We start from the raw sequence: 26,289 nt of genomic DNA, 5'->3' as shown, positions 1-26,289 counted from the left end.
CACGCCTGGCCCTGCTCCACCATTACCCCAGCCCCTCGGCGGTTTCGGCCATGGCTTCGTCCTGGTTGAAATAGCGGGCTGACAGGTCCGAGGACAGCGCGAGCAGCCGGTTCTCGAAGCCGAGAATCATGCGGTCGTCGACATCGGCCGCCTGCGTGGTCTCGATCTCGGCTCGCATCAGGCGGATGGTGCGGGTGAGCGCATCCACCTCGCCGTCCCGATAGGTGCGCGGCAGGGCCGCCAGATGCTCGGCGGCGTGAATGACCTGATAGGCGACCGAACGCGGATTGCCGTCATCGAGCAGGACGAGGTCGACCACCGGCAAGCGCAACGTTCCCATCAGATAGCGGGCCCGATAGGTGATGCGGCTGTCCGTCACGCGCAGCAAGGCATCGAGCATGTCGGCACTGGCGCTCTCGTCGCCCAAGCGGCGGATGAGCCGGCAGGTCTGGATGGCACGTTCGATATGGTGTCCGATGCGCAGGAAGCGCCAGCCCGAGAGCTGGTTCATGTTCTCATGCGCGAGGCCCGACAAGGCGGCCAGCGTGTGGAGATAGCGATCCGCCCGGTCGGCGGAAGGCAGGTTGCGGTCCCCCACGACCATGGCGTCGAGGTTGGCGATGGCCTGTGTGGCGTCGCGCGACAGCCTTTCGCGAATGGCCGATGCCGTGCGCGCCGCCGCGCCGATCAACGCTGGCATGCCGCCAGATTCATCGCCATCCAGCACGTCCCGCAGAATGTCTTCAGCGGTCGCAACGGGCTCGACGGCAACCTTGCCGCCCCTGCGGCCACCGGACACTTCCGGCTTCTCGCTCTTGGCCGCCGCCCCCCAGGCAATCAGCAGATCGGTGAGGCGCTGCGTGGCCGCGGCAACCTCTTCGTCCGCCTCCGCCGCGATCTCGCCGACGGCTCGTACGACACGTAGAGTCGCTTCGGCACGCTCGAGATAGCGCCCGAGCCAGAACAGATTGTCGGCCGCCCGGCTCGGCAAATGGCCGAGGCTGCGCTTGATCGCAACCTTGCCCGGCACCGGCAGCAGGCTGACATGATCGACCGGCCGTTCCGACGTCACCCAGACGTCGGCCGAGCGCCCGCCATGCTGCATCGACAGGGCACGTGGATCATTGCTGTCACCCACGCGGCAAAAGCCGCCGCGCATCACCTTCCAGCCCTCCGACGTCGCGACCGCATAGACCCGCAGGGTGAAAGGATGCGGCTCCAGGCGCTTGCCGTTCCAGACCGGCATGGTGGAGAGCCTGACCACTTCCTGCGCCACCACTTCGAGAGGATGAGCCTTCACGACCTCGCGCAGGTGTGCCTGGCCCGCCGCGTCCTGATCGGCCACGACGCTCGCGCCGCCGCGCGTCAGGCCGGCAACCTCGCGCGTGAAGGCCGGCAGTACGGCCAGTTGCTCGAAATCGCCCAGGGCCTCCTCGCGCGCGCCGGCCTCGCCGCACCACCAGGTGGCGACATTCGGCAGGATGAGGTCGCTGCCGGTGAGCCGGCGCGCCAGGGCCGGCATGAAAGCCAGCATGGCCGGAGCCTCCACCAGCCCGGCACCCAGGCTGTTGGCCAGGGCCACCGAGCCCTTCCTGACGGCCTGCACCAGACCCGGCACGCCCAGGCGCGAGCCGGCATTGAGCTCGAGCGGATCGGCGAAATCAGCATCGAGGCGGCGCACGAGCGCATCGATGCGCTTCAACCCCTCGATGGTACGGACATAGACACTGCCATCCTGCACGGTGAGATCGGCGCCCTCCACCAGGAGGAGGCCGAGATAACGGGCGAGATAGGCGTGCTCGAAATAGGTCTCGTTGGCCGGCCCCGGCGTCAGCAGGCCGATACGGGAGCCCTCCCGCCCGGCCTTGGTCGCAAGGGTCGAGCGCATGGCCTGGAAGAAACCCGCCAGCCGCTCGACCTGCATGTCGCGATAAAGGGCGGGCAGCGCGGCTGAGATGGCGAGCCGGTTTTCCAGCGCGTATCCCATGCCGGAAGGCGCCTGGGCACGGTCCTTGAGCACCCACCAGCTTCCGTCGGGGCCCCGGCCGAGATCGGCGGCATAGATGACCAGATGCTCGCCGCCGAGCGGCGTGCCGCCAGCCACGGCACGCTGGAAGTCGGGATTGCCCGCAATCACGGCCGCCGGCAGCGCACCGTCTCGCACCAGAGTGGCCGGGCCGTAGAGATCCGACAACACGGTTTCGAGCAGTTGTGCGCGCTGCGCGATGCCCGCCTCGATGCCACGCCACTCGGCATCGGGGATCACCAGCGGCACATGGGCAAGCGGCCAGGGCCGGTCGCGTCCGTCGGGCGTGTCGTAGACGCGATAATAGACGCCCGAATTCTTGATCTGGCGATCGGCAACCGCAAAGCGCTGCGAGACGACGGCCGCCCTATAGCGGGCTATCTCGTTCAGCACCGGCAACCAATGCGGACGCACTTCCCCCGCCGCCGTCATCAACTCGTCGGCGACCCCCGGCAGCGGCCGGTAGTCCGCAAGCAAGGAACGCAGGCCGGGGTTGCGAGACCTGGCGAGCATCAGGGCAGCCCAGGAGAGTGGATGCGGGTCGGCAAGGTCAGCCTGTCAGAACAAGACCCATTCTCCCACAGCGGGACATGGGAAACCGCCCCAATCTTGCCGGCGTAGATATGCATCGATGGGTCCGCCGCCCCTCTCATCGCGCTGCCCTGCGCAGGTCGAGGGTGAAGGGAAACTCCCCCTTGCTTTCCTCGGGCGGAACCGCCGGCCAGCCAGGGCTGTGCCCGATGGGCTCGAAGCGGGCGAGCCGCCGGGCCTGCGCCTCGTAGGCGTTGACCGGGAAGGTTTCGTAATTGCGCCCGCCGGGATGGGCGACGTGATAGGTGCAGCCGCCGAGCGAACGGTTCGACCAGGTATCGATGACATCGAAGGTCAGCGGCGCATGCACCGGAATGGTCGGATGCAGGCCGGAGGCGGGTTGCCAAGCCTTGAAGCGCAGGCCGGCCACGGCTTCTCCGGCTCGGCCGGTGGCGTTCATCGGCAAGCGCCGACCATTGCAGGCGATGACATGGCGGGCGGGATTGAAGCCTTCGACCTTGACCTGCAGCCGCTCGGTTGAACTATCCACGTATCGTACCGTCCCCCCGGCAAGGCCTTCCTCGCCCAGCACATGCCAGGGTTCGAGGGCCTGACGCACTTCCAGACCAACCCCTTCATAATCGACCTTGCCGTAGAACGGGAAGCGGAATTCGAGCTGCGCCTGATACCAGACCGGATCGAAGGCGTAACCGGCGCGGGCGAGATCGGCGAGCACGTCCTGGAAATCGGCCCAGACGAAATGGGGCAGCATGAAGCGATCATGCAACTGGGTGCCCCAGCGCACGAAGGAACCTTCCTGCGGCTCGCGCCACAACCAGGCGACCAGCGCCCGCAACAGCAATTGCTGGGCCAGCGACATGCGGTAGTCCGGCGGCATCTCGAAGGAGCGAAACTCGATCAGGCCAAGCCGGCCGGTGGCGGAATCCGGCGAATAGAGCTTGTCGATGCAGATTTCAGCACGATGCGTGTTGCCGGAGACGTCGACCAGCAGGTTGCGGAAGAGACGGTCGACCAGCCAGGGTGGCGGCAGGTCGTCAGCGGAACGACCGGCGGAATTGCCGCCATGCGGTCCGCGTACCCGCTCCATGGCAATCTCGAGTTCGTAGAGGCTATCATGCCGCGCCTCGTCGATGCGCGGGGCCTGGCTGGTTGGTCCGATGAACAGGCCCGAGAACATATAGGACAGGCAGGGATGGCGCTGCCAGTAGAGCACGATGCTCTTGAGCAAATCGGGTCGCCGGAGGAAGGGGCTGTCGGCGGGCGTGACGCCGCCGAGCACGACATGGTTGCCGCCTCCGGTCCCGACATGGCGCCCGTCGATCATGAATTTGTCCGCCCCGAGCCGGCTGAGCCGGGCCTCCTCATAGATGGTGGAGGTGATCGCCACCGTCTCGGCCCAGGAGGCGCCGGGCTGGATATTGACTTCGATCACGCCGGGATCGGGCGTGACCTTGATCATCTGGATGCGCGGATCATGGGGTGGCGGATAGCCTTCGATGTGGACGGTGAGGCCGTTGGCCTCGGCCGTCTCCTCCGCGACCGCCAGCAATTCCAGATAGTCCTCGATGCTCTCAACGGGCGGCATGAACACGCACAGCACGCCGTCGCGCATCTCGAAGGTCAAGGCCGTGCGCACCACGCCGGTGCCGAATTCCTGGTCCACCTGCGCCTGCTGGCGGAGGCTGCCATTCTTGCTTGCGCTGGCCCGCCGCGGCTGACGCGCCAATTCGGCCCGGTCCGGCAATTCGCCGCGCGGCACCGTCGGATCGACCGGATGCACATGCGGAAAGGCCTTGGGCGGCACGTGAGGCAGGCTCGACAAGGGGAGCCGATAGCCGGCGGGGGAATCGCCCGGCACCAGGAAGAGCTTGCCCCGGCGCATGCGCCAGAGTTCGCTGACCCAGCCATCGCGTCGTTCGGCGTTCCAGCGCTGCACTGGCAGGACATAGGCGGCCGGCTGGTCGAGGCCGCGATCGAAAACCCGGGCGATACGAGCGCGATCCTCGGGATCGGCGAGCTTGGACTCCATCGGATCGACATTGTCGGGAAGCTGGGCCTCCTGCAGAATCCAGTGGGCGGCATCCTCAAAGGCCGGCGTTGCATAGGCAGGCTCGATCCCCAGGCGTTCGGCCATCCCCTCGGCGAGGATCCGCATCGGCGCGGGATCGAAGACCTTGCGGATCGGGTGCTTGCCGTTCGGACCGTTCGCGGGCTTCGGCTCGCGGGCGATGAGCTCGGCATTCTGCCAGATCGGTTTGCCGTCCTTGCGCCAATAGAGCGAAAAGGCCCAGCGCGGCAGGGACTCGCCCGGATACCATTTGCCCTGGCCGTAATGCAGGAAGCCCCCGGGTGCAAAGGCCGCGCGCAAGCGGCGGATCAGCGTATCGGCGAGACCGCGCTTGGTCGGGCCGACGGCGCCCGTATTCCATTCCTCCCCCTGATAGTCGTCTATGGAGACAAAAGTGGGCTCACCCCCCAGCGTCAGGCGCACGTCCTGCTTGACGAGGTCGGCTTCGACCTCCTGTCCGAGCGCATCGAGTTCGCGCCAGGATTCGTCGGAGAAGGGGAAGGTCACGCGCGGGGATTCGGCGATGCGCCGCACCGGCATCTCGAAGGAGAACTGGCTCTCGACCGGCCCGGTGGCGCTCAGCGCACCGCTGATCGGGGCAGCCGAGGCATAATGGGGCGTGGCGGCCAGCGGAATATGGCCTTCACCCGTCAGCAGCCCGGAGGTGGCATCCATGCCGATCCAGCCTGCGCCCGGCAGATAGACCTCGGCCCAGGCATGCAGATCGGCGAAATCGGCATCGACGCCGCGCGGGCCGTCGAGCGCCTTGAGATCGTGGGTGAGCTGGATCGAATAGCCCGAGACGAAACGGGCGGCGAGACCAAGCCGGCGCAGGACCTGCACCAGCAGCCAGGCGCTGTCTCGGCAGGAGCCCGAGCGCAAGGCCAGCGTTTCCTCCGGCGCCTGCACGCCCGGCTCCATACGGATGGTATAGGCGACCTCGCGCTGCAGGCGCTGGTTGAGCTCGACCAGGAAGTCGACGACCTGGAGCCCGTTCATCTCGATCGAGGCCATGAAGGCAGCCAGCCCCTCGCCCGCCGGCTCGATCTCCAGATAGGGCGCAAGCTCGTGCGCCAGCTCGGCGGGATAGGCAAAGGGCAGATGGCTGGCGTAATCCTCCACGAAGAAATCGAAAGGATTGACCACCGAGAAATCGGCAACGAGGTCGACCTCGATCTGAAAGCGGGTCGCCGGCTCGGGAAAGACGAAGCGGGCGAGCCAGTTGCCGTGCGGATCCTGCTGCCAATTGATGAAATGATGGGCAGGCTCGACCTTCAGCGCGTAGCTGACGATGCGCGTTCGAGAATGCGGGGCAGGCCGGAGCCGGACGATCTGGGGAGACAGGATCACCGGACGGTCATAGTCGTAGGTCGTGCGGTGATAGAGGGCGGCAACGATCGACAAGGCGAGACCCCTAACCAAGAGATGGCTGCAGCGTATCGGTTTGCCCTCGAACTAGGCAAGCCTATTCAGAAGGCAGAGCACGGCCATCATTGCCCAATCCGGGCCCTTCGAGTGCGAGACTCAGCCACGATTTTTTAACGGGAGCAAGGTAAGCAGGCCAAGAGGCGCCCTTTTGGAGGCACCCTTTTGGCTACGCCCTTTCGGTCGAGGAATATCATCATGAAGCGTCCGGCGTCCGGTTTCGCCGCTCTCTTGCTCTGCCTGTCCGCCGTCTGCGCGAGCGCGCTGCCGGCACAGGCCACCACCTTGCCGGTCTACCAGTACAAGCTGTTCTGCCAGCAGCTCGGCAAGGGAAACCCCGTGATGATCCAGAACTGCGAGACGCAGGAAATCATGTCCTACAACCAATTGCGCCGGATCTGGCGCGCTCCGCCCGCCGCCGAGGTGCAGGACCGCTGCTTTTCCCGCCACCAGCCCGCGCCGCGCACGGGGCTGGGCTCCTATGTGAAATTCCTCAACTGCATCACCACCAATACGGGTCACGGCTGAGCGGGGACGAGGCGATATTTGCGGGTGTAGGGCCGTCTTGCACGTTCTTCCTTCCCGCAAGCGCTGTGTTTCCAAGAACGGGCAAGACGGCCGTGCACCCGGATTTCAGTCCGCGCGCGCCAGCAAGTCCCCATCACGACCGAAAATGGCGATGTCGAGGCTGATTTCGGCATCGCGCAGCACGGTGGCCGCCGTCCGCAGGGCGTGACGAGCCACCAGAGGCGGCAGATCGAGGCCCGCCTCCCCAGCGATCTCCAGGGCTTCGATCGCGGTATTGGCCTGCGAGACGCGGTAGGCCGTCTCGCCATCGCCGCCCAGTTCCTCCACCCGCTCCGCCAGCCAGCGCAGATCGACCGGGCCGGCGCGTGAATGGAGATCCAGCAGGCCCTGGCCCAGCTTGGTGATCTTGGCAAAGCCACCGGCCACGGTGACGCGCGGCACCGGATGCACCCTGAGATATTTCAGCATGCCGCCGACGAAATCCCCCATGTCAATGAGCGCGATCTCCGGAAGGCCGTAGAGCCTGGCTACGGCCTCCTCGGAGGCCGCCCCAGTGGCGCCGGCGACATGATCAAGCCCGGCCCCGCGCGCCACGTCGATGCCGCGGTGGATCGAATGGATCCAAGCCGAGCAGGAAAAGGGCACGACGATACCGGTCGTGCCCAGCACGGAAAGGCCGCCGACGATGCCGAGCCGGCCGTTCAGGGTCTTGCGCGCGATCGCCTCTCCATCGGCGATGGCGACGGTCACCTCGACATCCCCGGCAACGCCATGCGCCGCCGCAATTTCGGCAATGGCGGCGGCGATCATGCTGCGCGGCCCGGGATTGATGGCTGGCTCGCCCACCGGCAGGGGCAGCCCCGGCCGGGTGACGGTTCCCACCCCCTCCCCCGCCCGGAAGGTGACACCCGTCCCCGGCGCAGCCGGACGAACCGTCGATGTGACCAGGGCGCCGTGGGTGACGTCGGGATCATCCCCCGCATCCTTGACGATGGTGGCGCAGGCCCACCCCTCGCCGCGTTCATGCCTGGCCAAAGTAAAAGCGGGTCGCTCGCCCCGCGGCAGCGTGATCACGACCGGATCGGGAAACTCCTCGCCGAGCAGTGCCGCATAGGCGGCCTTCGCGGCCGCCGCGGCGCAGGCGCCGGTGGTCCAGCCGTAGCGCAGAGGGGATGAGGGGTCACGCAAGACAGGAACCCAGCGAGATCATCAGTTTGACCGTCGCCAAAGTCATGATCCGACGACGGGACGGCAACGTCGACATTCGCCGTTTTGCCAGTCCCAGTCCACTTTGCCAATCCAGGGCGCATTCGGCCAGTGCAATTAATTGCAATCCCGGTTATGTCAGCGCTACTGCGACCTGAAACGGGATCCCTTTGATGACTGCCACTCTCGTGCTCTGCCGCCATGGCCAAAGCGACTGGAACCTCAAGAACCTGTTCACCGGCTGGCGTGATCCCGGCCTGACGGAGAAGGGTGTGGCCGAGGCGCACGAGGCGGGGCGCCGTCTCAAGGCTCTCGGGCTCAAGGCCGACATCGCCTTCACCTCCGTGCTGTCGCGCGCCCAGCACACCACCAAGATCATCCTCGGCGAACTCGGCCAGGACGGCCTGGAGACCATCAACGACCAGGCGCTCAACGAGCGCGACTATGGCGATCTCTCCGGCCTCAACAAGGACGAGGCCCGCGTGAAGTTCGGCGAGGAGCAGGTGCATATCTGGCGCCGCTCCTACGACGTGCCGCCGCCCGGCGGCGAGAGCCTGAAGGACACGGCGGCGCGCGTGCTGCCCTATTACATCCATCGCATCCAGCCCCAGGTGATGGCCGGCAAGACCGTGCTGGTCGGCGCCCATGGCAATTCGTTGCGCGCTTTGATCATGGCACTGGAAGGTCTGACGGGCGAGGAGATCGTCAAGCGCGAACTCGATACCGGCGTGCCGATCGTCTACCGCCTGAACCCGGACACCACGATCGCCAGCAAGCAGGAACTGAAGGGATAACCGGTGTGCCCGCCTGTGCGCCCTTATCGCGGCGTCTGCTCGATTGGGAACGAAAGAAGCACCAACCCTTGTCATGCCCGGGCTTGACCCGGGCATCCAGCGCCTCTTATTGACCATCTCGGAACAAGGACTGGATTGCCGGGTCACGCCCGGCAATGACAAAGGTAGAGCCGATATAAGTATCGTTGCACGAGACTACGTGCCTGTTTGAAAACCGGCCCGTTGCAACATTGGGCAGGAAGCCTGCAAGACCATCATGATCATTGCCTCCCCCTCCGACTATCGTGCCGCCGCCAGGCGCAAGCTGCCGCGCTTCATGTTCGACTATGTCGACGGCGGGGCCTATGCCGAGCACACGCTGCGGGCCAATGTCAGCGATCTCGAAGGGATCAGCCTCAGGCAGCGCATCCTCAAGAATGTCGAGAAGCTGAGCCTGGAGACCGAGATCTTCGGGCGCAAATTCGCCATGCCGGTCATCCTCGCGCCCGTCGGCATCACCGGCATGCTGGCCCGCCGCGGTGAGGTTCAGGTGGCCAAGGCCGCCGCCGCCAAGGGCATCGCCATGACACTCTCCACCGTTTCGATCTGCCCGATCGAGGAGGTGGTACCGGCAAGCCCTGCCCCAATCTGGTTCCAGCTCTATGTGCTGCGCGACCGTGGCTTCATGAAGAACGCCCTGGAGCGCGCCCAGGCCTCCGGCATCACCACGCTGGTCTTCACCGTCGACATGCCCACCCCGGGCGCCCGCTATCGCGACCCGCATTCGGGCATGTCGGGGCCTTTCGGCCCGCAGCGGCGCATCCTGCAGTCGATGTTCAAGCCGCAATGGGCCCTCGATGTCGGGATGATGGGCAAGCCGCACGATCTCGGCAACGTCTCGCGCTATCTCGGCAAGCCCACGGGGCTGGCCGACTATATCGGCTGGCTCGCCAAGAATTTCGATCCCTCGATCAGTTGGTCGGATCTCGAATGGATCCGCGAATTCTGGAAAGGGCCGATGATCATCAAGGGGATTCTCGACCCCGAGGATGCCCGTGATGCCGTCACCTTCGGGGCCGATGGCATCGTGGTCTCCAACCATGGCGGGCGCCAGCTTGACGGCGTGCTCTCAAGCGCCCGCGCCCTGCCGGCGATTGCCGATGCCGTCGGCGGCGACCTCACCGTGCTGGCCGACTCAGGCATCCGATCCGGCCTCGACGTGGTGCGCATGCTCGCCCTGGGCGCCAAGGGCGTCATGCTCGGCCGCGCCTTCGCCTATGCGCTGGCGAGCGCCGGCCAGGCCGGCGTCGAGAATTTGCTCGATATCATCGCCAAGGAAATGCGGGTGGCAATGACCCTGACCGGGGTAGAGCGCATCGACCAGATCGGCCGCAGTAGCCTGGCATAAGCCTTGGAGCGCGGACATCGCCCCATGACTTCATGGGGCTGAGATGTCCGCGCTCCGTGCTTTACGCAGCCCCGCTGCGCACCCGTCCGCCTTCCCAGCCCAGCATGGCCTGCTTGCGCGTCAGGCCCCAGTGATAACCGGTCAATTCGCCGGAGCGACCGATCACGCGGTGACAGGGCACGACGAAGGAAAGCGGGTTCTTGCCCACCGCCGCGCCCACGGCACGCGAGGCCTTGGGATTGCCGATATGGCTGGCGATATCGCCATAGGTGGTGGCCCGGCCCATCGGGATGTTCAAGAGCGTACGCCAGACGCGGACTTCGAAATCGGTGCCGATCATCACCACGTTGAGCGGCCTGTCGGCCTGCCAGCGGCTCGGATCGAAGATGCGACCGGCATAGGGCGCCGTCACCATCGAATCCTCGCGCAGTTCCGCGTTGGGCCAGCGCTTGCGCATATCGGCCAGCGCAACGGCCTCCTCGCCTGGATCGGCAAAGGCGACGCCGGCGAGCCCGAGCGGGGCCACCATCACCAGTGCCGTGCCGAAGGGCGAGGGATGGAAGCCATAGGAGATGGTCAGGCCCGCCCCGCCGGTCTTGAAGGCGCCGGGCGTCATCGCCTCATGGGTCACGAACAGATCATGCAGCCGCGCCGGGCCAGACAGGCCGAGCTCATAGGTGGCATCCAGGATCGAGGCGGAGTCGCGCAGGAGGTCGCGGGCCCGGTCGAGCGTTACCGCCGCCAGGAAATCCTTGGGCGTGATGCCGGCCCAACGCCGGAAGAGATGGTGGAAATGCGAGACTGACAGGCCGACATGACCGGCAATGTCCTCGAGCGAGGGCTGGTGCTGCGCCTTCCTGGTGATATAGGCGACCGCCTTGCGGATGCGATCATAGTCCTCGGGCGAATTGGCAAGGGGCGAAGCCAGCGGCACTTCGGCAAAATCGGGCAGGGTTATCGACATGGAACCTCTCCAGGCACAATTACTTGTACCCTGGATAGACCTGCTTCAACGGGCTTCCCACCCGAAAGCTGCGATGGGGCTGTCAGACGCGCCGGGCCTTGTTCAGAGCCCGGGAGAAGGCATCCGCAAAATCGCCCTTCTCGGAAGCACCGAGGAAGCGGGCGATTTCCACCTCACGGCCACGCTGCACCAGAGCGAGGCGCATCACGCCGAACTCCTCGTGCTCGTCGCGCTGCAGCCGCACCCAGCGCGGATTGAAGATCCACTCCCGGCGCTGCCCCTTGGGATCGATGCGCGAGAACAACAGCCGGACGGGCGTCAGCAGCACGTGTTCGCGCAACCTGGCCCCCCGATAATTGAGCTTGAACATCACATAGAGCAGGCCGACATCGAGCCCGAAAAAGCCGACCACCGGCCAGGCTCCCATCATATAGAAGGGGATGGAGAGCAGCGTCGAGGCAAAGCCGACCACGACGAGGAGGTTGCGAAAGCCCCGCGGCCCGAGCGAGCGATGCGGGTAGAGCACCGCGTCGAAGACCGGCTCTTCCAAGGCCACCCCCGAGGATATCTCCAAGGGTGTTTCTTGGCGCTTTTCCTGGGGCATTTTCGGGTTGGCGCTTTGCATGGCGGCCCACTATAAGCCTTTCATGCCCCGCCGCCAGACTCAAATCCCCACCCTGTCCGTTGCCTCCCCTGCGACAAAATCGGCAGGCCGGACCAAGGCGAAGGCCAATGCCGCCGCGGCCTCCGCCGGCACCCAGCGCGCAGCTTTGCCGCAAGCCGAGATCACCGAGATCTTCCGGCGCTTTTCGCAGGCAATGCCCGAGCCCAAGGGCGAGCTCGATTATGTCAACGCCTATACGCTGCTGGTGGCGGTGGTGCTTTCGGCCCAGGCGACAGACGTCGGCGTCAACAAGGCGACCAAGGCGCTGTTCGCCATCGCCGACACACCGAAGAAGATGATCGCTCTCGGCGAGGAAGAACTGATCGGCCATATCAAGACCATCGGCCTATTCCGCACCAAAGCCAGCAACGTCATCGCCCTCTCCCGACTGCTGGTGGACGAGCATGGCGGCGAGGTGCCACGCTCACGCGAGATTCTCGAAACCCTGCCGGGCGTCGGCCGCAAGACGGCCAATGTCGTGCTCAACATCGCTTTCGGCCTGCCGACCATCGCCGTGGACACCCATCTCTTCCGGGTCGCCAACCGCACCGGCCTCGCGCCCGGCAAGACGCCGCTGGCGGTGGAATTGGGCTTGGAGAAGGTGGTGCCGGCGACCTATGCGCGCCATGCCCATCACTGGCTCATCCTGCATGGACGCTATGTCTGCAAGGCGATCAAGCCCGCCTGCCCCGCCTGCCTGATCCGCGACATCTGCCTGTTCGAGGACAAGACGACGGCGTGATGCCTGAGGGATTCAACCTGGACACCAGGCACAGCCCTCAAAATACACGCATCAGTTGAATCAGCATATTTTTGTGGCGCTTCGGCGATTTCAGGACTTCTATGGCCAATGGGGGGCTTCCTTGGCGACGTTCATTACGTCGATCCAAGCAAATGGCGCTGCGGAAATGACCAAGACTGTCCTTTCCCTGCGGCCAACCGATGGTCATAAGGGAGAAATCGCTTGCCTCTCAGTTCACAGCAGAAAAAGACTGTCCTTGCTTCCTTCCTGGGTTGGACCCTCGACGCCTTCGATTTCTTCCTCCTGACCTTCCTGCTCACGGATATCGCCGCGGAATTCCAGGTCGGCGTTCCCGCCGTTTCCGAAGCCTTGTTCTTCACCCTGGCGACCCGTTTCATCGGCGCCTTCATCTTCGGCAGGCTCGCTGACAAATTCGGACGCAAGCCGATCCTCATGCTCAACATCGTCAGCTATTCGGTGATCGGTGCCCTGGCGGCCTTTTCGCCCAATCTCATGGTGTTCCTCGTCCTGCGCGCCATCTTCGGCATCGCCATGGGCGGCGAATGGGGCCTCGGTAGCTCACTCGCCATGGAATCGATCCCGCCATCGGCCCGCGGCATGGTTTCCGGCCTGCTCCAGGCCGGCTATCCGACCGGCTACCTCCTGGCGGCAATCGTCTACGGCCTGATCTACGGCCAGAACATCGGTGGCCATGTGGTCGGCTGGCGCACCATGTTCCTTCTCAGCTTCCTGCCGGCGCTGATCGTGCTCTTCATCCGGTCGCATGTTCCGGAATCACCGGCTTTCACCGAGGCCAAGGACCAGGCGAAGCCCAGCCTCATGGAAACTCTAAGCCGGCATTGGGGCATCGCCCTCTATGCCGTGGTGCTGATGATGTTCTTCAACTTCTTCAGCCACGGCACACAGGATCTCTATCCGACCTTCCTGAAGAAGCAGCACGGTTTCGATGCTCATACGGTGAGCTGGATTACGATCGTCGCCAATATCGGCGCCATTATCGGCGGCCTATTTTTCGGAGCCTTGTCCGAGAGGATCGGTCGCGTCAACGCTATCACCATCGCCTGCTTGATTGCGCTACCTTCTCTCTCGTTGTGGGCGTATAGCACCACGCCCGCGATGCTCGCCATTGGCGCCTTCATCATGCAGATCTCGGTGCAGGGCGCCTGGGGCGTCATTCCGGTGCATCTCAACGAACTGTCGCCGGGCTCCGTGCGGGCGACGCTACCCGGCTTCATCTATCAGGCCGGCAATCTCGCTGCGTCCTATGGCGGCCCCTACCAGGCCGGCATCGCCGAAGCGCCCGGCAACAGTTACGGCTATGCACTGGCCCTTTTCGCAGGCGTCGTCGCCGTTTGCATCATAGTCGTCATTCGCTTCAGCCCGGAACGGCGCGGGCAGGTGATGACCGTGCTCGAATAGCACGCGTTTCGCGATAGATCTTCCGGGACCGCCGGCATCCCTGCCGGCTCTTCCTTTCCCGTACGCGCATCGCTTCCGAGAGCCGGCAATCGCGACATGCAAGCATGCCGCTGAGATGCCGGCGGTCCCAGGAGTGTCTCAGCCCGCTTTCGGATTGACGCCTCGCGCGCGGCATCCTATCTGCCTGACATGGCCATCAAACCGATCATCATCCTGCCCGATTCAAAGCTCCGCCTCGTCTCCGCGCCGATCGAGCGCGTCGATGCGGAACTGCTCCAGCTCGCCGACGACATGCTGGAAACCATGTATGACGCGCCCGGCATCGGCCTGGCGGCGATCCAGATCGCCGTGCCGCGCCGCCTGGTGGTCATCGACCTCGCCAAGGAAGACGAGCCGCCGGAACCGCATGTCTTCATCAATCCGGAGATCGTGTGGTCGTCGGAGGAGCGCAGCGTCTACGAGGAAGGGTGCCTCTCCATCCCCGACTATTATGCCGAGGTCGAGCGCCCGGCCACCGTGCGCGTCGCCTATATCGACCGCGAGGGCAGACAAGCCGAACTGGAGGCCGATGGGCTGATGGCGACCTGCCTGCAGCACGAGATCGACCATCTCAACGGCGAATTGTTCATCGATCACATTTCCAAGCTCAAGCGCGACATGGTGATCCGCAAGTTCACCAAGGCGGTCAAGACCGGCGAACTGCCGCAGTTCAAGCGGGAAAAGCGCGAGCGCGAAGCTCCCCGTCCGGCGGAAGGCTGAGGCCTTGCGCGTCGTCTTCATGGGCACGCCGGATTTCGCCCGCCCGGTGCTGGCCGAGATCCTCAGCCAGGGCCACGAGGTCGTCGCCGTCTATACGCGGCCGCCAGCTCCGGCCGGCCGCGGCATGACCCTGGCGCCCTCGCCGGTGCACCGACTGGCCGAAGGCTTCGGCATTCCCGTGTTCACGCCCAAGAGCTTCCGTGACGAGGAGGTGATCGCCACCTTCGCCGGCCTCGGCGCCGATGTCGCCGTTGTGGTCGCCTATGGCCTGATCCTGCCCAAGGCGGCCCTGGAGGCCCCGGCGGAAGGCTGCCTCAATTTGCACGCCTCGCTGCTGCCGCGCTGGCGCGGTGCCGCGCCGATCCAGCGCGCCCTCATGGCCGGCGACAGCAAGACCGGCGTGATGGTGATGCGCATGGAAGAAGGCCTCGATACCGGCCCTGTCGCGCTGGCTGACACCGTCGAGATCGAGCCGGACATGACGGCCGGCGAGTTGCATGACCGCCTCTCCCTGCTCGGCGCCGACCTGATGGCCCGGGCGCTCGGCGCCCTCTCGCGCGGCACGCTCACCTTCACGGCCCAGAGCGAAGAGGGCGTGACCTACGCCCGCAAGATCGACAAGGCCGAGGCTCGCATCGACTGGTCGCGCCCGGCCGAAGAAGTCCATAATCACATTTGCGGTCTTTCTCCCTTCCCCGGCGCCTGGTTTGAAGCCGATTGGGGCCAGGGCCCGCAGCGGGTGAAAGCGCTGCACGCCGCGCGCGCCGAGGGTTATGGCGTGCCCGGCACGCTGCTCGACGACGAATTGACGGTCGCCTGCGGCACCGGCGCGATCCGCCTTCTCCAGGTCCAGCGCGCCGGCAAGACCCCGATGGGCGCCGCCGAATTCCTCAAGGGCGCGCCGCTGGTGCAAGGGTCGCGGCTGGCGTGACCGGCCGGCTTCTGCGCGCCAGCACGGTCGCCAGGTGATCGAGCGCGGCGCACAGACACCAATAGACCGCACCGACGAACAGGAAGATCTCGCTTGGATAGACCATCGCCCTGTTGTTCACCTGTGTCGCGACGAAGGAAAGCTCCGGCACGCCGATCACATAGGCGAGCGAGGTATCCTTCACCAATGCCGTCCACTGATTGACGAATGAAGGGGCCATGGCGCGCAGGGCCTGCGGCAGGACGATCAGGCCGAGAATGCGCCAGCGCCCGAGGCCGAGGGCAAGGCCGGCCTCCCATTGGCCGGGGCCGATGCTGCCGATTCCCGCCGCGACGGCATGGGAAAGGTAGGCGCCCGATATCAGCGACAGGGCCATGACTACCGTGCCGATCTCGGGCGCCGAAATCCCCAGCAGGATCGGCAGCAGGAAATAGCTCCAGAAGATCAGCATGATCACCGGAATAGCGCGGAAGAAGCCGATGACGACCACCAGCACCGTCTTCGCCGGCCCCCGGCTCATGGCAAGGGCGATGCCGAGCACCAACCCGAGCCCTGCCGAGACGATAGCCGAGAGCACCGACAGGATAAGGGTGAGCGCCAATCCGCCGATCGGCCCCACGGGCCACGCGCCGACCAGCAGATAATCGAGATTGTCCCAGACGACCGCGAAATTCATGCTCGCCCCGCTGCCCCATTGAAGCGGCGGCTGCGCGCCACGGCGTGGCCCGCCGCTTCGGTGAGGGCGACGGCACCGACATACAGCAGCGTCGCCACGCCGAAGGCCTGGAAGGTGAGGAACGTCTCGGTCTCGACTTGGCGCGCCGCATAGGACAGTTCGGCAAGGCCGATTGCCATGGTGAGAGACGAATTCTTGATGGTGTTGAGATACTGGCCAACCATCGGCAGCCAGGCGATGCGGACCGCCTGGGGCAGCACCACTAGGAGGAAAACGAGCTGCGGCGTGAGGCCGAGCGCCAACCCCGTTTCGCGCTGCGCCGGGGCCACGCCATTGATGCCGGCGCGCAGTTCCTCGGCGATATAGGCACCGGCATAAAGCGTCAGGGCAAAGAAGCCCGCCAACGTCTCGAAGGCAGGCCAGCCGAGCGGCACGACACCGAGCTCGACGACATGCGGCGTGTTCAGCCAGGTCATCAGTCCTGCCGGCATCAGCGCGGAGGCGCCGAAATACCAGAAGAACAACTGCACGAGCAGCGGCGTGTTGCGGATGATGCTGACATAGACAGTCGCAATTGCCCTTGCCAGTCGGTTTTCGGCGAGTTGCAGGCCGCACACCACGACGCCGAGCGCAGAGCTGGCGATGCACACCGCCAACGATAAAGCCAAAGTGATGCCGAAACCCTGGATCAGCCAGACCAGATAGCGCAGCGCCATGGGCTCGCCGAATATGCCCATTTTGTTTTCCTCAAACGATCGAACGCAAAAAGCCGCGCGGGGGACCCGCGCGGTGTCGGAAACTTTCAAGCAATGTCAGGGAACTAGCTCTTGTCGCCGATCTTGAACAAGCGGGCCAGAGGCTGCGCCGATTTCGGGCCGAACCAGACATCGTAGATGCTGGCCGCCTTGCCGTTCGCCTCGAGCTCGACCAGCGTCTGGTTCACCACCTCGACCAGGCGCTTCTCACCCTTTGGAATACCGACGCCGATATAGTCGTTGGAGATAGTGAAGGAGGGGATCTCGTAATTCTCCTTGTCGGGCACATTGGCCAGCAGGCCGATCAGCTTGGGGCCGTCCTGGGTGATGGCCTGGACATTGCCGTTGCGCAGGGCCGTGAAGGCGAAGGGCGTATCGTCGAAGGAGACCACGACGGCCTTGGGGAAATCGCGGCGCAGCACGATCTCGTTGGTCGTGCCCTTGTCGGCGCCGATGCGCAGGCCGTTGAGCTGGTCGGGCGAGGAGAGCGTACCCTTCTTGGCCAAGAACTGCTGGCCGGATGAGAAATAGGGAATTGAGAAATCGAGCTGCTTGGCGCGCTCCTCGGTGATGGTGAAATTGGCCAGCACGAGGTCGACCTTGCCGGAGGTGAGCAGCGGAATGCGGTTGGCCGGGTTGGTGGGACGCACTTCCAGCTTCACGCCGAGCTTGTCGGCAAGAGCCTTGGCATAATCGACGTCGAGGCCGGCAATCTGCTTGGTCTTCGGGTCGACGAAGCCGAAGGGTGGATTGGCGTCGAAGGCCGCGACCCTGAGGACGCCGGCCTGCTTGATGTCGTCGAGGCGGTCGGCATGGGCAACGCCGACCGCGCCGGCGGCCAGGAGGGTGGCAAGTACGAATGTCGCAAATCTGCGCATGTCACGATGTCCGTTGGAAATATTTTGAATTCGCGGCGGCCGGGCGGAGCCGGCTGTCGCGAGACCACCAAGGCATTTGGTGCTTTGGCTCATCTTCAATTATTAGTCTATAAAATCAATAGAAAAAATATATTGAATTTGTGACCTGTCGATACCTCCTGGCACGGACAGCGATCGCCCGGGATCTCGGCAGTGCCTTCCGCACCCGATGGCGGGTAAAACCTCACATACTGGTGACTCTCGTGCCCGATTGGCGTAGAGGCCTGACTTCAGCAACGAAGTACCCGAATGCCGCGTTACAAGCTCCTGATCGAATATGACGGCACACCCTATGTCGGCTGGCAGGCCCAGGCCAATGGCCGATCCGCGCAGCAGGCGATCGAGGAGGCCATTCTGGCTTTCACCGGCCAGACCCTGCGCATCCAGGGGGCCGGCCGTACCGATGCCGGCGTGCATGCCACCGGGCAGGTTGCCTCGGTGATGCTGGCCAAGGATTGGAGCACGGACAGGGTGCGCGATGCCCTCAACGCCCATCTCACTCTGCAGGACGACTATGTGACCATCCTGGCCGTCGAGCAGATGCCTGACAGTTTCGATGCCCGCTTTTCCGCCAAGGGTCGCCGCTATCTCTATCGTCTGATCGACCGCCGTCCGCCTCTGGCGCTGGAGCGCCACCGTGCCTGGCACATCCGCAAGGCCCTGGACGCCGAAGCCATGCATCATGCCGCGCAGGGCCTGATCGGCCATCACGACTTTACCACCTTCCGCTCGGCCGATTGCCAGGCCCAGAGCCCGATGAAGACGCTCGACCGCCTCGACGTGGCGCGCGTGGGCGACGAGATCCATGTCATCGCCACTGCCCGCTCCTTCCTGCACAACCAGGTCCGCTCCATGGTGGGATCGTTGCGCAGGGTCGGCTCCGGCGACTGGAGCAAGGCGGATCTGGTCGGTGTGCTGGAAGCGCGCGACCGTACCCGCTGTGCCGCGCTGGCACCGCCGCATGGGCTCTATCTCACCGGCGTCGATTACTGATCTCCCTCCGCGACAGCAGCGGAGCTGGTTCAGAATCGGATCCGATGTTGTAGGAAACTCGCGCCCCTTTCTGGCACGATGCTCAAGCTGCGAGGCCGTCCGTGATCACCTGTCATCTGAAATATGTCATCGACCCCTGGAAGGTCGACGCCTTCGAAGCCTATGCGAAAGCCTGGATTCCCGTGGTCAATCGCATGGGTGGTACGCATCACGGCTATTTCCTGCCGCATGAAGGCGCCAGCGACATCGCCTACGCCCTGTTCAGTTTTCCCAGCCTGGCCGCCTATGAGGATTACCGCCGGCGCCTGGCCGTGGATCCGGAATGCCAGGCCATCCTGGCTGAGGAAAAGCAGATCCGCAGCATCCTGCGCTATGAACGCAACTTCCTGCGACCGGTCCTGGGCTGACGTCACGGCCTCGCGCACTTCGCATAGGAATTGGAGCGGACGAGCGATCCGTCCTGATCGCATCTTGCTCCAGGGAACAGGAGGTCCCGGTGGATCTGGAGGCCCAGCGCGCCCTGATGCTCAGCGGCGCCGTGTATAACGACCTGACACCCGAACTGATCGCGGCCCGTGCCAAGGCGGTCGAACGCACTGACGCCTATCACCGGAGCATTGGCGAGCCGGCCGAAGCGCGCGAGGCCATTCTGAGGTCACTCCTGAAATCGGTCGGCCCGGGCGCTCTGTTCGAGCCGAGCTTTCGCTGCGAGTTCGGCTTCAACATCAGCCTCGGGCGCTCCTTCTACGCCAATTTCGACTGCGTGATTCTCGATGGCGGTGGCGTCGAGATCGGAGATCATGTGCTGTTCGGGCCACGGGTCGGTATTTACACCGCCAATCATGCCATCGATCCGATCGAGCGGGCCGCCGGCGCCTGCCAGGCCAAACCGGTGCGGATCGGCAACCGGGTCTGGATCGGCGCCGGCGTCCATATCAATCCAGGCGTGAGCATTGGCGACAATGCCATCATCGGATCGGGCAGCGTGGTGACCCGCGACATCCCGCCAAACGTGATTGCCGCCGGCGTTCCAGCCCAGATCATCCGCGCTATCGCCGATGCCGATCGCACGGGCTTCAGGCCCTGACATGGCCGTTGCATTTCGATGACAGATCTGCCTCGCAATGCGGTCTTACGACCCGACCGCTAGAGGCCGGCCTTCGGCTTACGTCCGGCCAATAGCGTCCGCAATCCGGCCTTGCGATCGATGGCGCCAAACAACCAGCAAAGGACGAGGTAGAACGTCAGGCCGCCGCCGCAGAGAAGGGCCAGCGCCGCCACTCGTAACGCCAAGGGCTGCCCTGAGATCAGCCAGCTCTCCATGACCTGCGCCACTCCATAAACGGCGGCCAGCATCAGGATAGCGGCGGCCACGATCCTGGGCAGTCGCAAACGGGCAGACGGATCGAGTTGCAGAAATCCGCCTTGCCAGGTCACCAGGAGCAGCAGGACGAGGTTGATCCAGCCTGACGCCGCGGCGGCGACGGCGATGCCGGTCTGGCGCCAGACTGGAAAGAGGGCCAGGGACAGGATCACGTCGGCGATCGCGCCGATCAGGGCGATCACGAAAGGCAGGCGCATGCGGGCACGCGCGAAGAACAGCGGCTGCAATACCTTGGCCCCGGCGAAGGCCGGCAGGCCGACCGCAAAACCCGCCAGGGCCCAGGCGGTGGCGCTGCTGTCGCTGGCTGTGAAGGCGCCGCGCTCGAACAGCACGGAGACGATGGGACCGGCCAGAATGATCAAGGCCAAGCCAGCGGGCAGGCTGAGAAAAGCTGCGAATTCGACCGCCCGGCTCAGGATGCCGCTCTCGGCTTGCCGGTCGCCTCGGGTGCTGGCCCGGGCGAGTTCCGGCAGCAAGGCATTGCCGAGCGCCACCGCAATGATGCCCAATGGAAGCTGGTAGAGGCGGTCGGCATAATAGAGCCAGGTGACGGCGCCGGGATCGGCCGAGGCCACGATCAGGCCGATGAAGGCATTGACCTGCGTCGCCCCCGCCGTCAGCACGCCGGGCAGCGCCAGCAGGAAAAAGCGCCGGACCGCGGGGGTCCAGCGGGGCCTGACCAGGCGCAACCGCAGGCCGGCCCGATGCAGCGCAAAGAAGACCAGAGCGCCCTGGGCGAGGCCGCCGATGAAGATAGACCAGGCCAGCAGGCGCGCCAGGGCCTCCTGGTCGAGCTGAACCAGCAAGGGCGCGCCGAGCAGGGTGGCGATGGTGACGACATTGACGAGGGCCGGCGCATAGGCGGCGGCCGTAAAGCGGCCGTTGACGTTGAGTACCGCAGAGGCCACCACCATCACGGCCGTTGCCAGGCAATAGGTGAAGGTGATGCGCGACAGGGCGACGGCGAGGTCGACACGACCGCCCCCCTTCCCGAAGCCAGGTGCGATCAGTTCGATCAGCAGCGGCATCGCCATGAGAGCCAAGGCCGAGAGCAGGAAGAAGACCAGGGCGACCTGGGTGAAGACCTGGTCGGAAAAGGCCTCGCCCTCGCCTCGACGCTCCGCCTCGGCATGCAAGGGCACGAAAGCCGTGTTCACCGCCCCTTCGGCAAACAGCCGGCGCATCAGGCTGGGCAGGCGGAAGGCGACCACGAAGGCATCCGCCACCGGCCCGGCGCCAAGCGCCGCCGCCACCATGGTGTCACGGATGAAACCGAGAATGCGGGAGGCGAGGGTGGCGAATCCAACCGAGGCAGCGTTACGCAGGAAGGCCATCAGAACTCCGAACGACAGCGACGGCAGCGGTTGCATCGCAACTCTTTCTTGCCGCAACGCAACACATCGCTATAGTCCGCGCCGCAAAACAGAGATACTGCATGCCCAAATCCCCTTCCAGCGCGAAACCTCGTTTCGACGTTCTCACCATCGGCAACGCCATTGTCGATGTCTTTGCCCAGACCGAAGACGATTTCCTGGTCCGCGAAGGCCTCGCCAAGGGCGCCATGATCCTCACCAGCGAGGAACGGGCCGACCATCTTTACGCCGCCATGGGCCAGAGCGTCGAGATTTCGGGCGGATCGGCCGCCAACACGGCCGTGGGTGTCGCTTCCCTGGGCGGCAAAACCGCCTATTTCGGCAAGGTGAAGCAGGACGAGGCCGGCAAGGTCTTTACCCATGACCTGCGCGCCCAAAGCACGCATTTCCAGACGGTGCCGCTGAGCGAGGGGCCCTCGACCGCCAAGAGCTTCATCTTCATCACGCCCGATGGCGAGCGCACGATGAACACCTATCTCGGCGCCTGCCACCTGCTCGGGCCCGCCGATATCGAAGAAGACGTCGTGCAGGGCGCCGCCATCACCTATATGGAAGGCTATTTGTGGGATCCCCAGGATGCCAAGGACGCCTTCCTGAAAGCCGCCGACATCGCCCACAAGGCCGGGCGACGCGTCGCGATCACTCTGTCCGACTCCTTCTGCGTCGACCGTTTCCGCGGCGAGTTCCTCGACCTCATGCGTTCGGGCGTGGTCGATACCGTGTTCGCCAACACCCAGGAGATCAAGTCGCTCTACGAGACCTCCGACTTCGAGACGGCGCTCGCCCAGGTCGAGAAGGATTGCCGCCTCGCCATCGTGACGCGGTCGGAAGACGGCGCGCTGGCGATCGAGGGCGGCACGCGCGTCTCCGTACCGGCTTTCCCGATCGACAAGCTCGTCGATACCACCGGCGCCGGCGATCTCTTCGCCTCGGGCTTCCTGTTCGGCCTCGCCCGCGGCCTGCCGCATCTGGCCTCGCTCAAGCTGGGCGCACTGGCCGCCGCCGAGGTGATCCAGCATGTCGGCGCCCGCCCGCAGACCAATCTGCGGGTGATGGCCCAGGAAAATGGACTTCTCTGACGAGAGCCAAGGCATCATCGAGAAAAGCCGGAAGGCTTTTCTCGAGCAGCGTCAGGCCTTGTAGAGGCGCAGCGGCGAGACCTTTTCGCACCGGATGACGCCTCCCGCCTCGAGGTCGAGTTGCACGGCCTTGACCCACCAGCCTGCCTTCGCCCCGCCGGGATAGAGATCCTGCGGCAGCAGGGCCGGTACCGCGTCCTGGACCTGCGCAACGGTCAAGCCCGGCTTGCTGTCCGGCAGAACGGCCAGCATGGCCCACTTCATTGCCGCATACAGGACTGCATCCGCCGGCCGGCCCTTGCGAGGGTGATTGACGTTCAACAGCTCGATCCTGCTTGCATTCGTCAAGATTGAATCCTCCCGCTTGCGACGTCCTTCATTGGCAGGGACGCGCATCCCGGAACGTTCCCGACATCACAAGCGCGAAAAGGCCAGCTTCAATCCCAGCCCTGCAAAAGCCAGTGCAAAGCCGCGGCGCAGCCAGAGGAGCACGGCTGGCCGCCGCGCCACCTGGTTCCGGACCGCCGAAGCACAGGCGCCATAGGCCAGGAAGACCAGGAAGGTCAGGGCCATGAACCAAAGGGCGAGTTCGTTCATCGCGGCGATCGGGCTGGCCGTGCCGGGCGGGATGAACTGCGGCAGGAAGGCGAGGAAGAAGAGCGACAGTTTGGGGTTGAGGATGTTCAGGAGCACGCCCTTGAGGATGATGCGGGCCGGTTGCAGGCGCTGCCGATCCCCTGAAAGCTGCAGGCTGCTGCCGTCCCGCCAGACGCTCCAGGCCATGTAGAGGAGATAGGCGGCGCCAAGATAGGTCAGGGCCTGGAAGGCGACGGCGCTGGCGTGCAGCAGAGCTGCCAGGCCCACGATCGCAGCGGCGAGATGGGGCAGGATGCCGAGCGTGCAGCCGAAGGCCGCGAGAGCGCTGGCGCGCCAGCCCTGGCTCAGCCCGAGAGCCAGCGTATAGAGCACGCCGGTGCCGGGCAGGAGGATGACGACGAGCGCGGTGACGAGATAGTCGAGGGACATGCGGAGGCTCCGGTGGAAAACCACAGGAATGCCCCGATGGCGGCAGGCCCGTCTTGAACGCAATTGCAGCGTGTGGGGCTGATTCAAAGAGCCCGTGCCGCCGCATAGGCGCCGGGCGAGATGCCGTAGCTGCGTACGAACAGGCGGGTCATGTGGCTCTGGTCGGCGAAGCTGCTCGCCGCAGCGGCCTCGGCGAGCGCCATGCCGCGCGCGATATGGCGCCGCGACAGCTGGAGACGGCGCTGCATCAGATAGGCGTGCGCCGTCATGCCGGTTGCCCTCGCGAAGCCGCGGACCACCTGAAAGCGGCTCAGCCCTGTCAACTGCGCTAGGTCGAACAGGGATAAGGGCGCGACTGGATCGCTATCGATGTAATCGCGGGCAATTCCGATGGCGCGAGGCACGGCGGAATCGGGAACAGCCACGCCGCTGATCCGGGCCAGCAAGATCAGCAAGGTTTCGTCGTGGCAAAGAACGGTGGCGTCCCTCGTCCCAGTGTCGATCAGGCCCTGGAAAAGCCTAGCGAAAAGGCTGGCAATCCGCCGGTCCCGTATCACCGGATCGGCGAGTTCGAACGTTGCGCCGCCGCCTTCGCGGATGTCCCCGATCGCCTCTGCCATGAGAGCTGGATCGAAATAGAGCATGCGCCAGGCCCGGCCGCGATCGCCGATGGGGCTGCCATCATGTATCTCGCCCGGATTGACCGTGATGACGTCTCCCTCAGCGGCCTCGACCGGGCCGCGCCCGCTGGCCGACTTCTGGCTGCCGCGATCGATCAGGCCGATGCCGTATTGATCATGCATGTGGCGCGGAAAGCTGTAGCTGCTTTGGGCTATTACCGCGTCGATCCCGGCCATGCCGGAGGCTCGTGCGGTGAACAGGCCTCGCGCGCCCATGCCGGCCGCCTAAAACGAAGAAGACGGTTTGCCGCCTTGCAGCAGCCGCCCGGCGGCGATCCCGAGGCATTCCTCGAAGGCGGCAATATCCTCGAAGAGCTTGCCGGGCGCTACGGAGCGGGTGACGAACGCGCCGCCACGTGCCTCGATACCGCCGTCCAGCATCAGATTCTCGGCCATGTCGAAATCTTCCACAGCCAACCCATCCGAGCCGCGTGGCCGGCCCTCGGCATCATCAGCGACTTGGCCGCCATAATAGACCTGCAGCCGCTCGAAATGCGATTGGGCCACATTGGAGAAGGCGAAGGCCGGGCAGCCACGCGCGCACATGAAGCCGAGTTCGTAGACCGTGCCGGTATCGGCGGCGATGCCGCGGAAGGGCGTGAGGTTGGCGATGATCGCATCGGCACTCAGCATCAGCTTTTCATTGACGGCGCTGATCGCGAGGCCGAAATCGCGCTTGGTCGGCTGGGCCGGGATTTCCAGGTCACCGGGTGAGACCGGGATAAAGCCATAGCGCCGCGTGAGCTCGATCTTGGCATCGAGCACTGCCCGGGCATTGGGCAGGAAGACTTCGGGACCGGCCAGATAAACGCGCATCGTGTTCCTTCCTGAGTGGGGCGCTACAGCATCTCCGGCAGCACCTTGTCCGGCGGGCTGTGCCCGTCCATGAAGGCGCGGATATTGACGATGACCTTCTCGCCCATGTCGGTACGGCCCTCGATGGTGGCCGAGCCCATATGCGGCAGCAGCACCACGCGTCCGCTCTTGGCGAGCTTGACCAGGCGGGGATTGACCGCTGGTTCATGCTCGAACACGTCGAGCCCGGCCCCGGCGATCTCGCCGGCATCGAGCATCTTGGCAAGCGTGGTCTCGTCGATTACCTCGCCGCGCGCCGTGTTGACGACCAGGGCCTCGCGCTTGAGCAGCTTGAGCCGCCGGGCCGAGAGCAGATGGTAGGTCGCCGGCGTATGTGGACAGTTGACCGAGATGATGTCCATGCGGGCCAGCATCTGGTCGAGCGAATCCCAATAGGTCGCTTCCAGTTCCGCCTCGATGGCGGGGTCGACATGATGGCGGTTGTGGTAATGCACCTGCAGGCCGAAGGCCTTGGCCCGGCGCGCCAGCGCCTGCCCGATGCGGCCCATGCCGATGATGCCGAGGCGCTTGCCGGTGATGCGGCGGCCGAGCATCCAGGTCGGCGACCAGCCTGGCCAGGCATTGTCGCCTTCGGGAATCACCCGCGCGCCCTCGGTGACGCGCCGGGCCACGGCGAGAATCAGTGCCATGGTCATGTCTGCGGTGTCGTCGGTGAGCACACGCGGCGTATTGGTCACGGTGATCTTTCGCGCCACGGCAGCCTCGACATCGACATTGTCGACGCCATTGCCGAAATTGGCGATCAGCTTGAGGCTGCTGCCGGCGGCCTCGATCAGCGCCTTGTCGATGCGGTCATTGATGGTGGGCACCAGCACGTCGGCGGTTTTCACCGCCTCGATCAGCGCCTCCTGCGACATCTTCTCGTCGGTCAGGTTGAGCTGCGCGTCGAACAATTCGCGCATGCGGGTTTCCACGCTGTCCGGCAGGCGGCGTGTGACCACGACCCGCGGTTTTTTTCGTAACGACATGCCGACCTCCCGCAAACTTTAAGACGGCGTTCACCGCCCTCAGACAAACTGCACCGATAAGCCCGCAGCCCGTCGC

At 65.0% G+C, this 26,289-nt stretch carries 25 protein-coding genes; 11 read left to right on the top strand and 14 right to left on the bottom strand.

What is annotated here, in order from left to right; translation table 11 throughout:
• Positions 1–22: 22 nt before the first annotated feature.
• Both AB4037_RS08255 and AB4037_RS08250 read right to left on the bottom strand, forming a co-directional pair.
• Positions 23–2,539, bottom strand: coding sequence for a circularly permuted type 2 ATP-grasp protein (locus AB4037_RS08255; RefSeq protein ID WP_441771163.1), 2,517 nt, complete (start codon positions 2,537–2,539; stop codon positions 23–25).
• Positions 2,540–2,675: 136 nt separating this feature from the next.
• Entirely contained in the window at positions 2,676–6,050 is a 3,375-nt protein-coding gene (locus tag AB4037_RS08250; RefSeq protein WP_441771162.1) for a transglutaminase family protein, read from the bottom strand.
• A gap of 219 nt (positions 6,051–6,269) precedes the next feature.
• Here AB4037_RS08250 and AB4037_RS08245 point away from each other — a divergent pair, with 219 nt between their 5' ends.
• Positions 6,270–6,599 carry a hypothetical protein gene (locus AB4037_RS08245; RefSeq protein WP_434958323.1) on the top strand — a complete coding sequence of 110 codons (330 nt, stop codon included), beginning with the start codon at positions 6,270–6,272 and terminating at the stop codon, positions 6,597–6,599.
• A gap of 105 nt (positions 6,600–6,704) precedes the next feature.
• Here AB4037_RS08245 and AB4037_RS08240 read toward each other — a convergent pair whose 3' ends face one another.
• A complete protein-coding gene (locus tag AB4037_RS08240) occupies positions 6,705–7,787 on the bottom strand; it encodes a cobalt-precorrin-5B (C(1))-methyltransferase (RefSeq protein ID WP_441771161.1) in 1,083 nt (360 codons plus the stop codon).
• Between the two features lie 191 nt (positions 7,788–7,978).
• Here AB4037_RS08240 and AB4037_RS08235 point away from each other — a divergent pair, with 191 nt between their 5' ends.
• Positions 7,979–8,599, top strand: coding sequence for a 2,3-bisphosphoglycerate-dependent phosphoglycerate mutase (locus tag AB4037_RS08235; RefSeq protein WP_149253465.1), 621 nt, complete (start codon positions 7,979–7,981; stop codon positions 8,597–8,599).
• 256 nt (positions 8,600–8,855) lie between these two features.
• Entirely contained in the window at positions 8,856–9,986 is a 1,131-nt protein-coding gene (gene lldD / locus AB4037_RS08230) for an FMN-dependent L-lactate dehydrogenase LldD (RefSeq protein ID WP_441771160.1), read from the top strand.
• Between the two features lie 61 nt (positions 9,987–10,047).
• Here the strand turns inward: lldD and AB4037_RS08225 are convergent, their stop codons facing one another.
• Positions 10,048–10,950, bottom strand: coding sequence for a methylated-DNA--[protein]-cysteine S-methyltransferase (locus tag AB4037_RS08225; RefSeq protein ID WP_434958327.1), 903 nt, complete (start codon positions 10,948–10,950; stop codon positions 10,048–10,050).
• Between the two features lie 82 nt (positions 10,951–11,032).
• Positions 11,033–11,524: a DUF2244 domain-containing protein gene (locus tag AB4037_RS08220; protein WP_434958328.1), complete on the bottom strand. Its 492-nt coding sequence runs from the start codon at positions 11,522–11,524 to the stop codon at positions 11,033–11,035.
• Positions 11,525–11,573: 49 nt separating this feature from the next.
• Between AB4037_RS08220 and nth the strand changes: the two genes are divergently transcribed.
• The 4 genes from nth to fmt all read left to right on the top strand — a co-directional run bounded on the left by nth (position 11,574) and on the right by fmt (position 15,486).
• Positions 11,574–12,356: an endonuclease III gene (nth, locus tag AB4037_RS08215; protein WP_441771159.1), complete on the top strand. Its 783-nt coding sequence runs from the start codon at positions 11,574–11,576 to the stop codon at positions 12,354–12,356.
• Positions 12,357–12,578: 222 nt separating this feature from the next.
• Entirely contained in the window at positions 12,579–13,796 is a 1,218-nt protein-coding gene (locus AB4037_RS08210; protein ID WP_441771158.1) for an MFS transporter, read from the top strand.
• A 189-nt stretch (positions 13,797–13,985) separates the two neighbouring features.
• Complete coding sequence (gene def, locus AB4037_RS08205) at positions 13,986–14,555, top strand: peptide deformylase (protein WP_434958331.1); 570 nt, start codon at positions 13,986–13,988, stop codon at positions 14,553–14,555.
• A gap of 19 nt (positions 14,556–14,574) precedes the next feature.
• A complete protein-coding gene (fmt, locus tag AB4037_RS08200) occupies positions 14,575–15,486 on the top strand; it encodes a methionyl-tRNA formyltransferase (protein ID WP_441771198.1) in 912 nt (303 codons plus the stop codon).
• On the opposite strand, the gene AB4037_RS08195 is transcribed toward fmt, so the two are convergent.
• From AB4037_RS08195 to AB4037_RS08185, 3 genes are all read right to left on the bottom strand, one after another.
• Positions 15,446–16,162 (bottom strand): amino acid ABC transporter permease, encoded by a 717-nt coding sequence (locus AB4037_RS08195; RefSeq protein ID WP_434958332.1) that lies wholly within the window; start codon positions 16,160–16,162, stop codon positions 15,446–15,448. The two genes, fmt and AB4037_RS08195, sit on opposite strands and share 41 nt — an antisense overlap.
• Positions 16,159–16,899, bottom strand: coding sequence for an amino acid ABC transporter permease (locus AB4037_RS08190; protein WP_441771157.1), 741 nt, complete (start codon positions 16,897–16,899; stop codon positions 16,159–16,161). The genes AB4037_RS08195 and AB4037_RS08190 overlap by 4 nt, the downstream gene beginning before the upstream one ends.
• A gap of 83 nt (positions 16,900–16,982) precedes the next feature.
• Positions 16,983–17,795 (bottom strand): ABC transporter substrate-binding protein, encoded by an 813-nt coding sequence (locus AB4037_RS08185; protein ID WP_434958334.1) that lies wholly within the window; start codon positions 17,793–17,795, stop codon positions 16,983–16,985.
• Between the two features lie 288 nt (positions 17,796–18,083).
• Between AB4037_RS08185 and truA the strand changes: the two genes are divergently transcribed.
• From truA to AB4037_RS08170, 3 genes are all read left to right on the top strand, one after another.
• Positions 18,084–18,827, top strand: coding sequence for a tRNA pseudouridine(38-40) synthase TruA (gene truA / locus AB4037_RS08180; RefSeq protein ID WP_441771156.1), 744 nt, complete (start codon positions 18,084–18,086; stop codon positions 18,825–18,827).
• Between the two features lie 101 nt (positions 18,828–18,928).
• The gene (locus AB4037_RS08175) at positions 18,929–19,234 is read left to right on the top strand and encodes an NIPSNAP family protein (protein ID WP_434958336.1); all 306 of its coding nucleotides are present in this window, start codon (positions 18,929–18,931) and stop codon (positions 19,232–19,234) included.
• 89 nt (positions 19,235–19,323) lie between these two features.
• Complete coding sequence (locus tag AB4037_RS08170) at positions 19,324–19,914, top strand: sugar O-acetyltransferase (RefSeq protein ID WP_441771155.1); 591 nt, start codon at positions 19,324–19,326, stop codon at positions 19,912–19,914.
• Between the two features lie 59 nt (positions 19,915–19,973).
• On the opposite strand, the gene murJ is transcribed toward AB4037_RS08170, so the two are convergent.
• Positions 19,974–21,545: a murein biosynthesis integral membrane protein MurJ gene (gene murJ, locus AB4037_RS08165; protein ID WP_441771154.1), complete on the bottom strand. Its 1,572-nt coding sequence runs from the start codon at positions 21,543–21,545 to the stop codon at positions 19,974–19,976.
• 101 nt (positions 21,546–21,646) lie between these two features.
• Here murJ and AB4037_RS08160 point away from each other — a divergent pair, with 101 nt between their 5' ends.
• Complete coding sequence (locus AB4037_RS08160) at positions 21,647–22,663, top strand: adenosine kinase (RefSeq protein ID WP_434958339.1); 1,017 nt, start codon at positions 21,647–21,649, stop codon at positions 22,661–22,663.
• A 51-nt stretch (positions 22,664–22,714) separates the two neighbouring features.
• Here the strand turns inward: AB4037_RS08160 and AB4037_RS08155 are convergent, their stop codons facing one another.
• The 5 genes from AB4037_RS08155 to AB4037_RS08135 form a co-directional block, all read right to left on the bottom strand.
• On the bottom strand, positions 22,715–23,011 hold the full coding sequence (locus tag AB4037_RS08155) for a DUF6958 family protein (protein ID WP_441771153.1): 297 nt from the start codon (positions 23,009–23,011) through the stop codon (positions 22,715–22,717).
• 66 nt (positions 23,012–23,077) lie between these two features.
• Positions 23,078–23,689 (bottom strand): LysE family translocator, encoded by a 612-nt coding sequence (locus AB4037_RS08150; RefSeq protein ID WP_441771152.1) that lies wholly within the window; start codon positions 23,687–23,689, stop codon positions 23,078–23,080.
• An 83-nt stretch (positions 23,690–23,772) separates the two neighbouring features.
• On the bottom strand, positions 23,773–24,585 hold the full coding sequence (locus AB4037_RS08145; RefSeq protein ID WP_441771151.1) for an AraC family ligand binding domain-containing protein: 813 nt from the start codon (positions 24,583–24,585) through the stop codon (positions 23,773–23,775).
• 9 nt (positions 24,586–24,594) lie between these two features.
• On the bottom strand, positions 24,595–25,185 hold the full coding sequence (locus AB4037_RS08140) for a nucleoside 2-deoxyribosyltransferase (RefSeq protein WP_434958343.1): 591 nt from the start codon (positions 25,183–25,185) through the stop codon (positions 24,595–24,597).
• A 23-nt stretch (positions 25,186–25,208) separates the two neighbouring features.
• On the bottom strand, positions 25,209–26,213 hold the full coding sequence (locus tag AB4037_RS08135; RefSeq protein ID WP_434958344.1) for a 2-hydroxyacid dehydrogenase: 1,005 nt from the start codon (positions 26,211–26,213) through the stop codon (positions 25,209–25,211).
• Between the last annotated feature and the right edge of the window lie 76 nt (positions 26,214–26,289).

Source organism: Labrys sp. KB_33_2, assembly GCF_052114505.1.
Taxonomy (GTDB): domain Bacteria; phylum Pseudomonadota; class Alphaproteobacteria; order Rhizobiales; family Labraceae; genus Labrys.
The sequence above is the reverse complement of the archived record's forward strand: the minus strand, read 5'-3'. Positions and strand labels throughout refer to the sequence as shown.

What these genes read in the sequence shown, in the direction of transcription:
- AB4037_RS08255 (WP_441771163.1), bottom strand. Translation starts at nt 2,539, where the DNA reads ATGCTCGCCAGGTCTCGCAACCCCGGCCTGCGTTCCTTGCTTGCGGAC.
- AB4037_RS08245 (WP_434958323.1), top strand. Translation starts at nt 6,270, where the DNA reads ATGAAGCGTCCGGCGTCCGGTTTCGCCGCTCTCTTGCTCTGCCTGTCC.
- AB4037_RS08235 (WP_149253465.1), top strand. Translation starts at nt 7,979, where the DNA reads ATGACTGCCACTCTCGTGCTCTGCCGCCATGGCCAAAGCGACTGGAAC.
- lldD (WP_441771160.1), top strand. Translation starts at nt 8,856, where the DNA reads ATGATCATTGCCTCCCCCTCCGACTATCGTGCCGCCGCCAGGCGCAAG.
- AB4037_RS08225 (WP_434958327.1), bottom strand. Translation starts at nt 10,950, where the DNA reads ATGTCGATAACCCTGCCCGATTTTGCCGAAGTGCCGCTGGCTTCGCCC.
- nth (WP_441771159.1), top strand. Translation starts at nt 11,574, where the DNA reads ATGGCGGCCCACTATAAGCCTTTCATGCCCCGCCGCCAGACTCAAATC.
- def (WP_434958331.1), top strand. Translation starts at nt 13,986, where the DNA reads ATGGCCATCAAACCGATCATCATCCTGCCCGATTCAAAGCTCCGCCTC.
- fmt (WP_441771198.1), top strand. Translation starts at nt 14,575, where the DNA reads ATGGGCACGCCGGATTTCGCCCGCCCGGTGCTGGCCGAGATCCTCAGC.
- AB4037_RS08195 (WP_434958332.1), bottom strand. Translation starts at nt 16,162, where the DNA reads ATGAATTTCGCGGTCGTCTGGGACAATCTCGATTATCTGCTGGTCGGC.
- AB4037_RS08190 (WP_441771157.1), bottom strand. Translation starts at nt 16,899, where the DNA reads ATGGGCATATTCGGCGAGCCCATGGCGCTGCGCTATCTGGTCTGGCTG.
- AB4037_RS08185 (WP_434958334.1), bottom strand. Translation starts at nt 17,795, where the DNA reads ATGCGCAGATTTGCGACATTCGTACTTGCCACCCTCCTGGCCGCCGGC.
- truA (WP_441771156.1), top strand. Translation starts at nt 18,084, where the DNA reads ATGCCGCGTTACAAGCTCCTGATCGAATATGACGGCACACCCTATGTC.
- murJ (WP_441771154.1), bottom strand. Translation starts at nt 21,545, where the DNA reads ATGGCCTTCCTGCGTAACGCTGCCTCGGTTGGATTCGCCACCCTCGCC.
- AB4037_RS08160 (WP_434958339.1), top strand. Translation starts at nt 21,647, where the DNA reads ATGCCCAAATCCCCTTCCAGCGCGAAACCTCGTTTCGACGTTCTCACC.
- AB4037_RS08150 (WP_441771152.1), bottom strand. Translation starts at nt 23,689, where the DNA reads ATGTCCCTCGACTATCTCGTCACCGCGCTCGTCGTCATCCTCCTGCCC.
- AB4037_RS08145 (WP_441771151.1), bottom strand. Translation starts at nt 24,585, where the DNA reads ATGGGCGCGCGAGGCCTGTTCACCGCACGAGCCTCCGGCATGGCCGGG.
- AB4037_RS08140 (WP_434958343.1), bottom strand. Translation starts at nt 25,185, where the DNA reads ATGCGCGTTTATCTGGCCGGTCCCGAAGTCTTCCTGCCCAATGCCCGG.
- AB4037_RS08135 (WP_434958344.1), bottom strand. Translation starts at nt 26,213, where the DNA reads ATGTCGTTACGAAAAAAACCGCGGGTCGTGGTCACACGCCGCCTGCCG.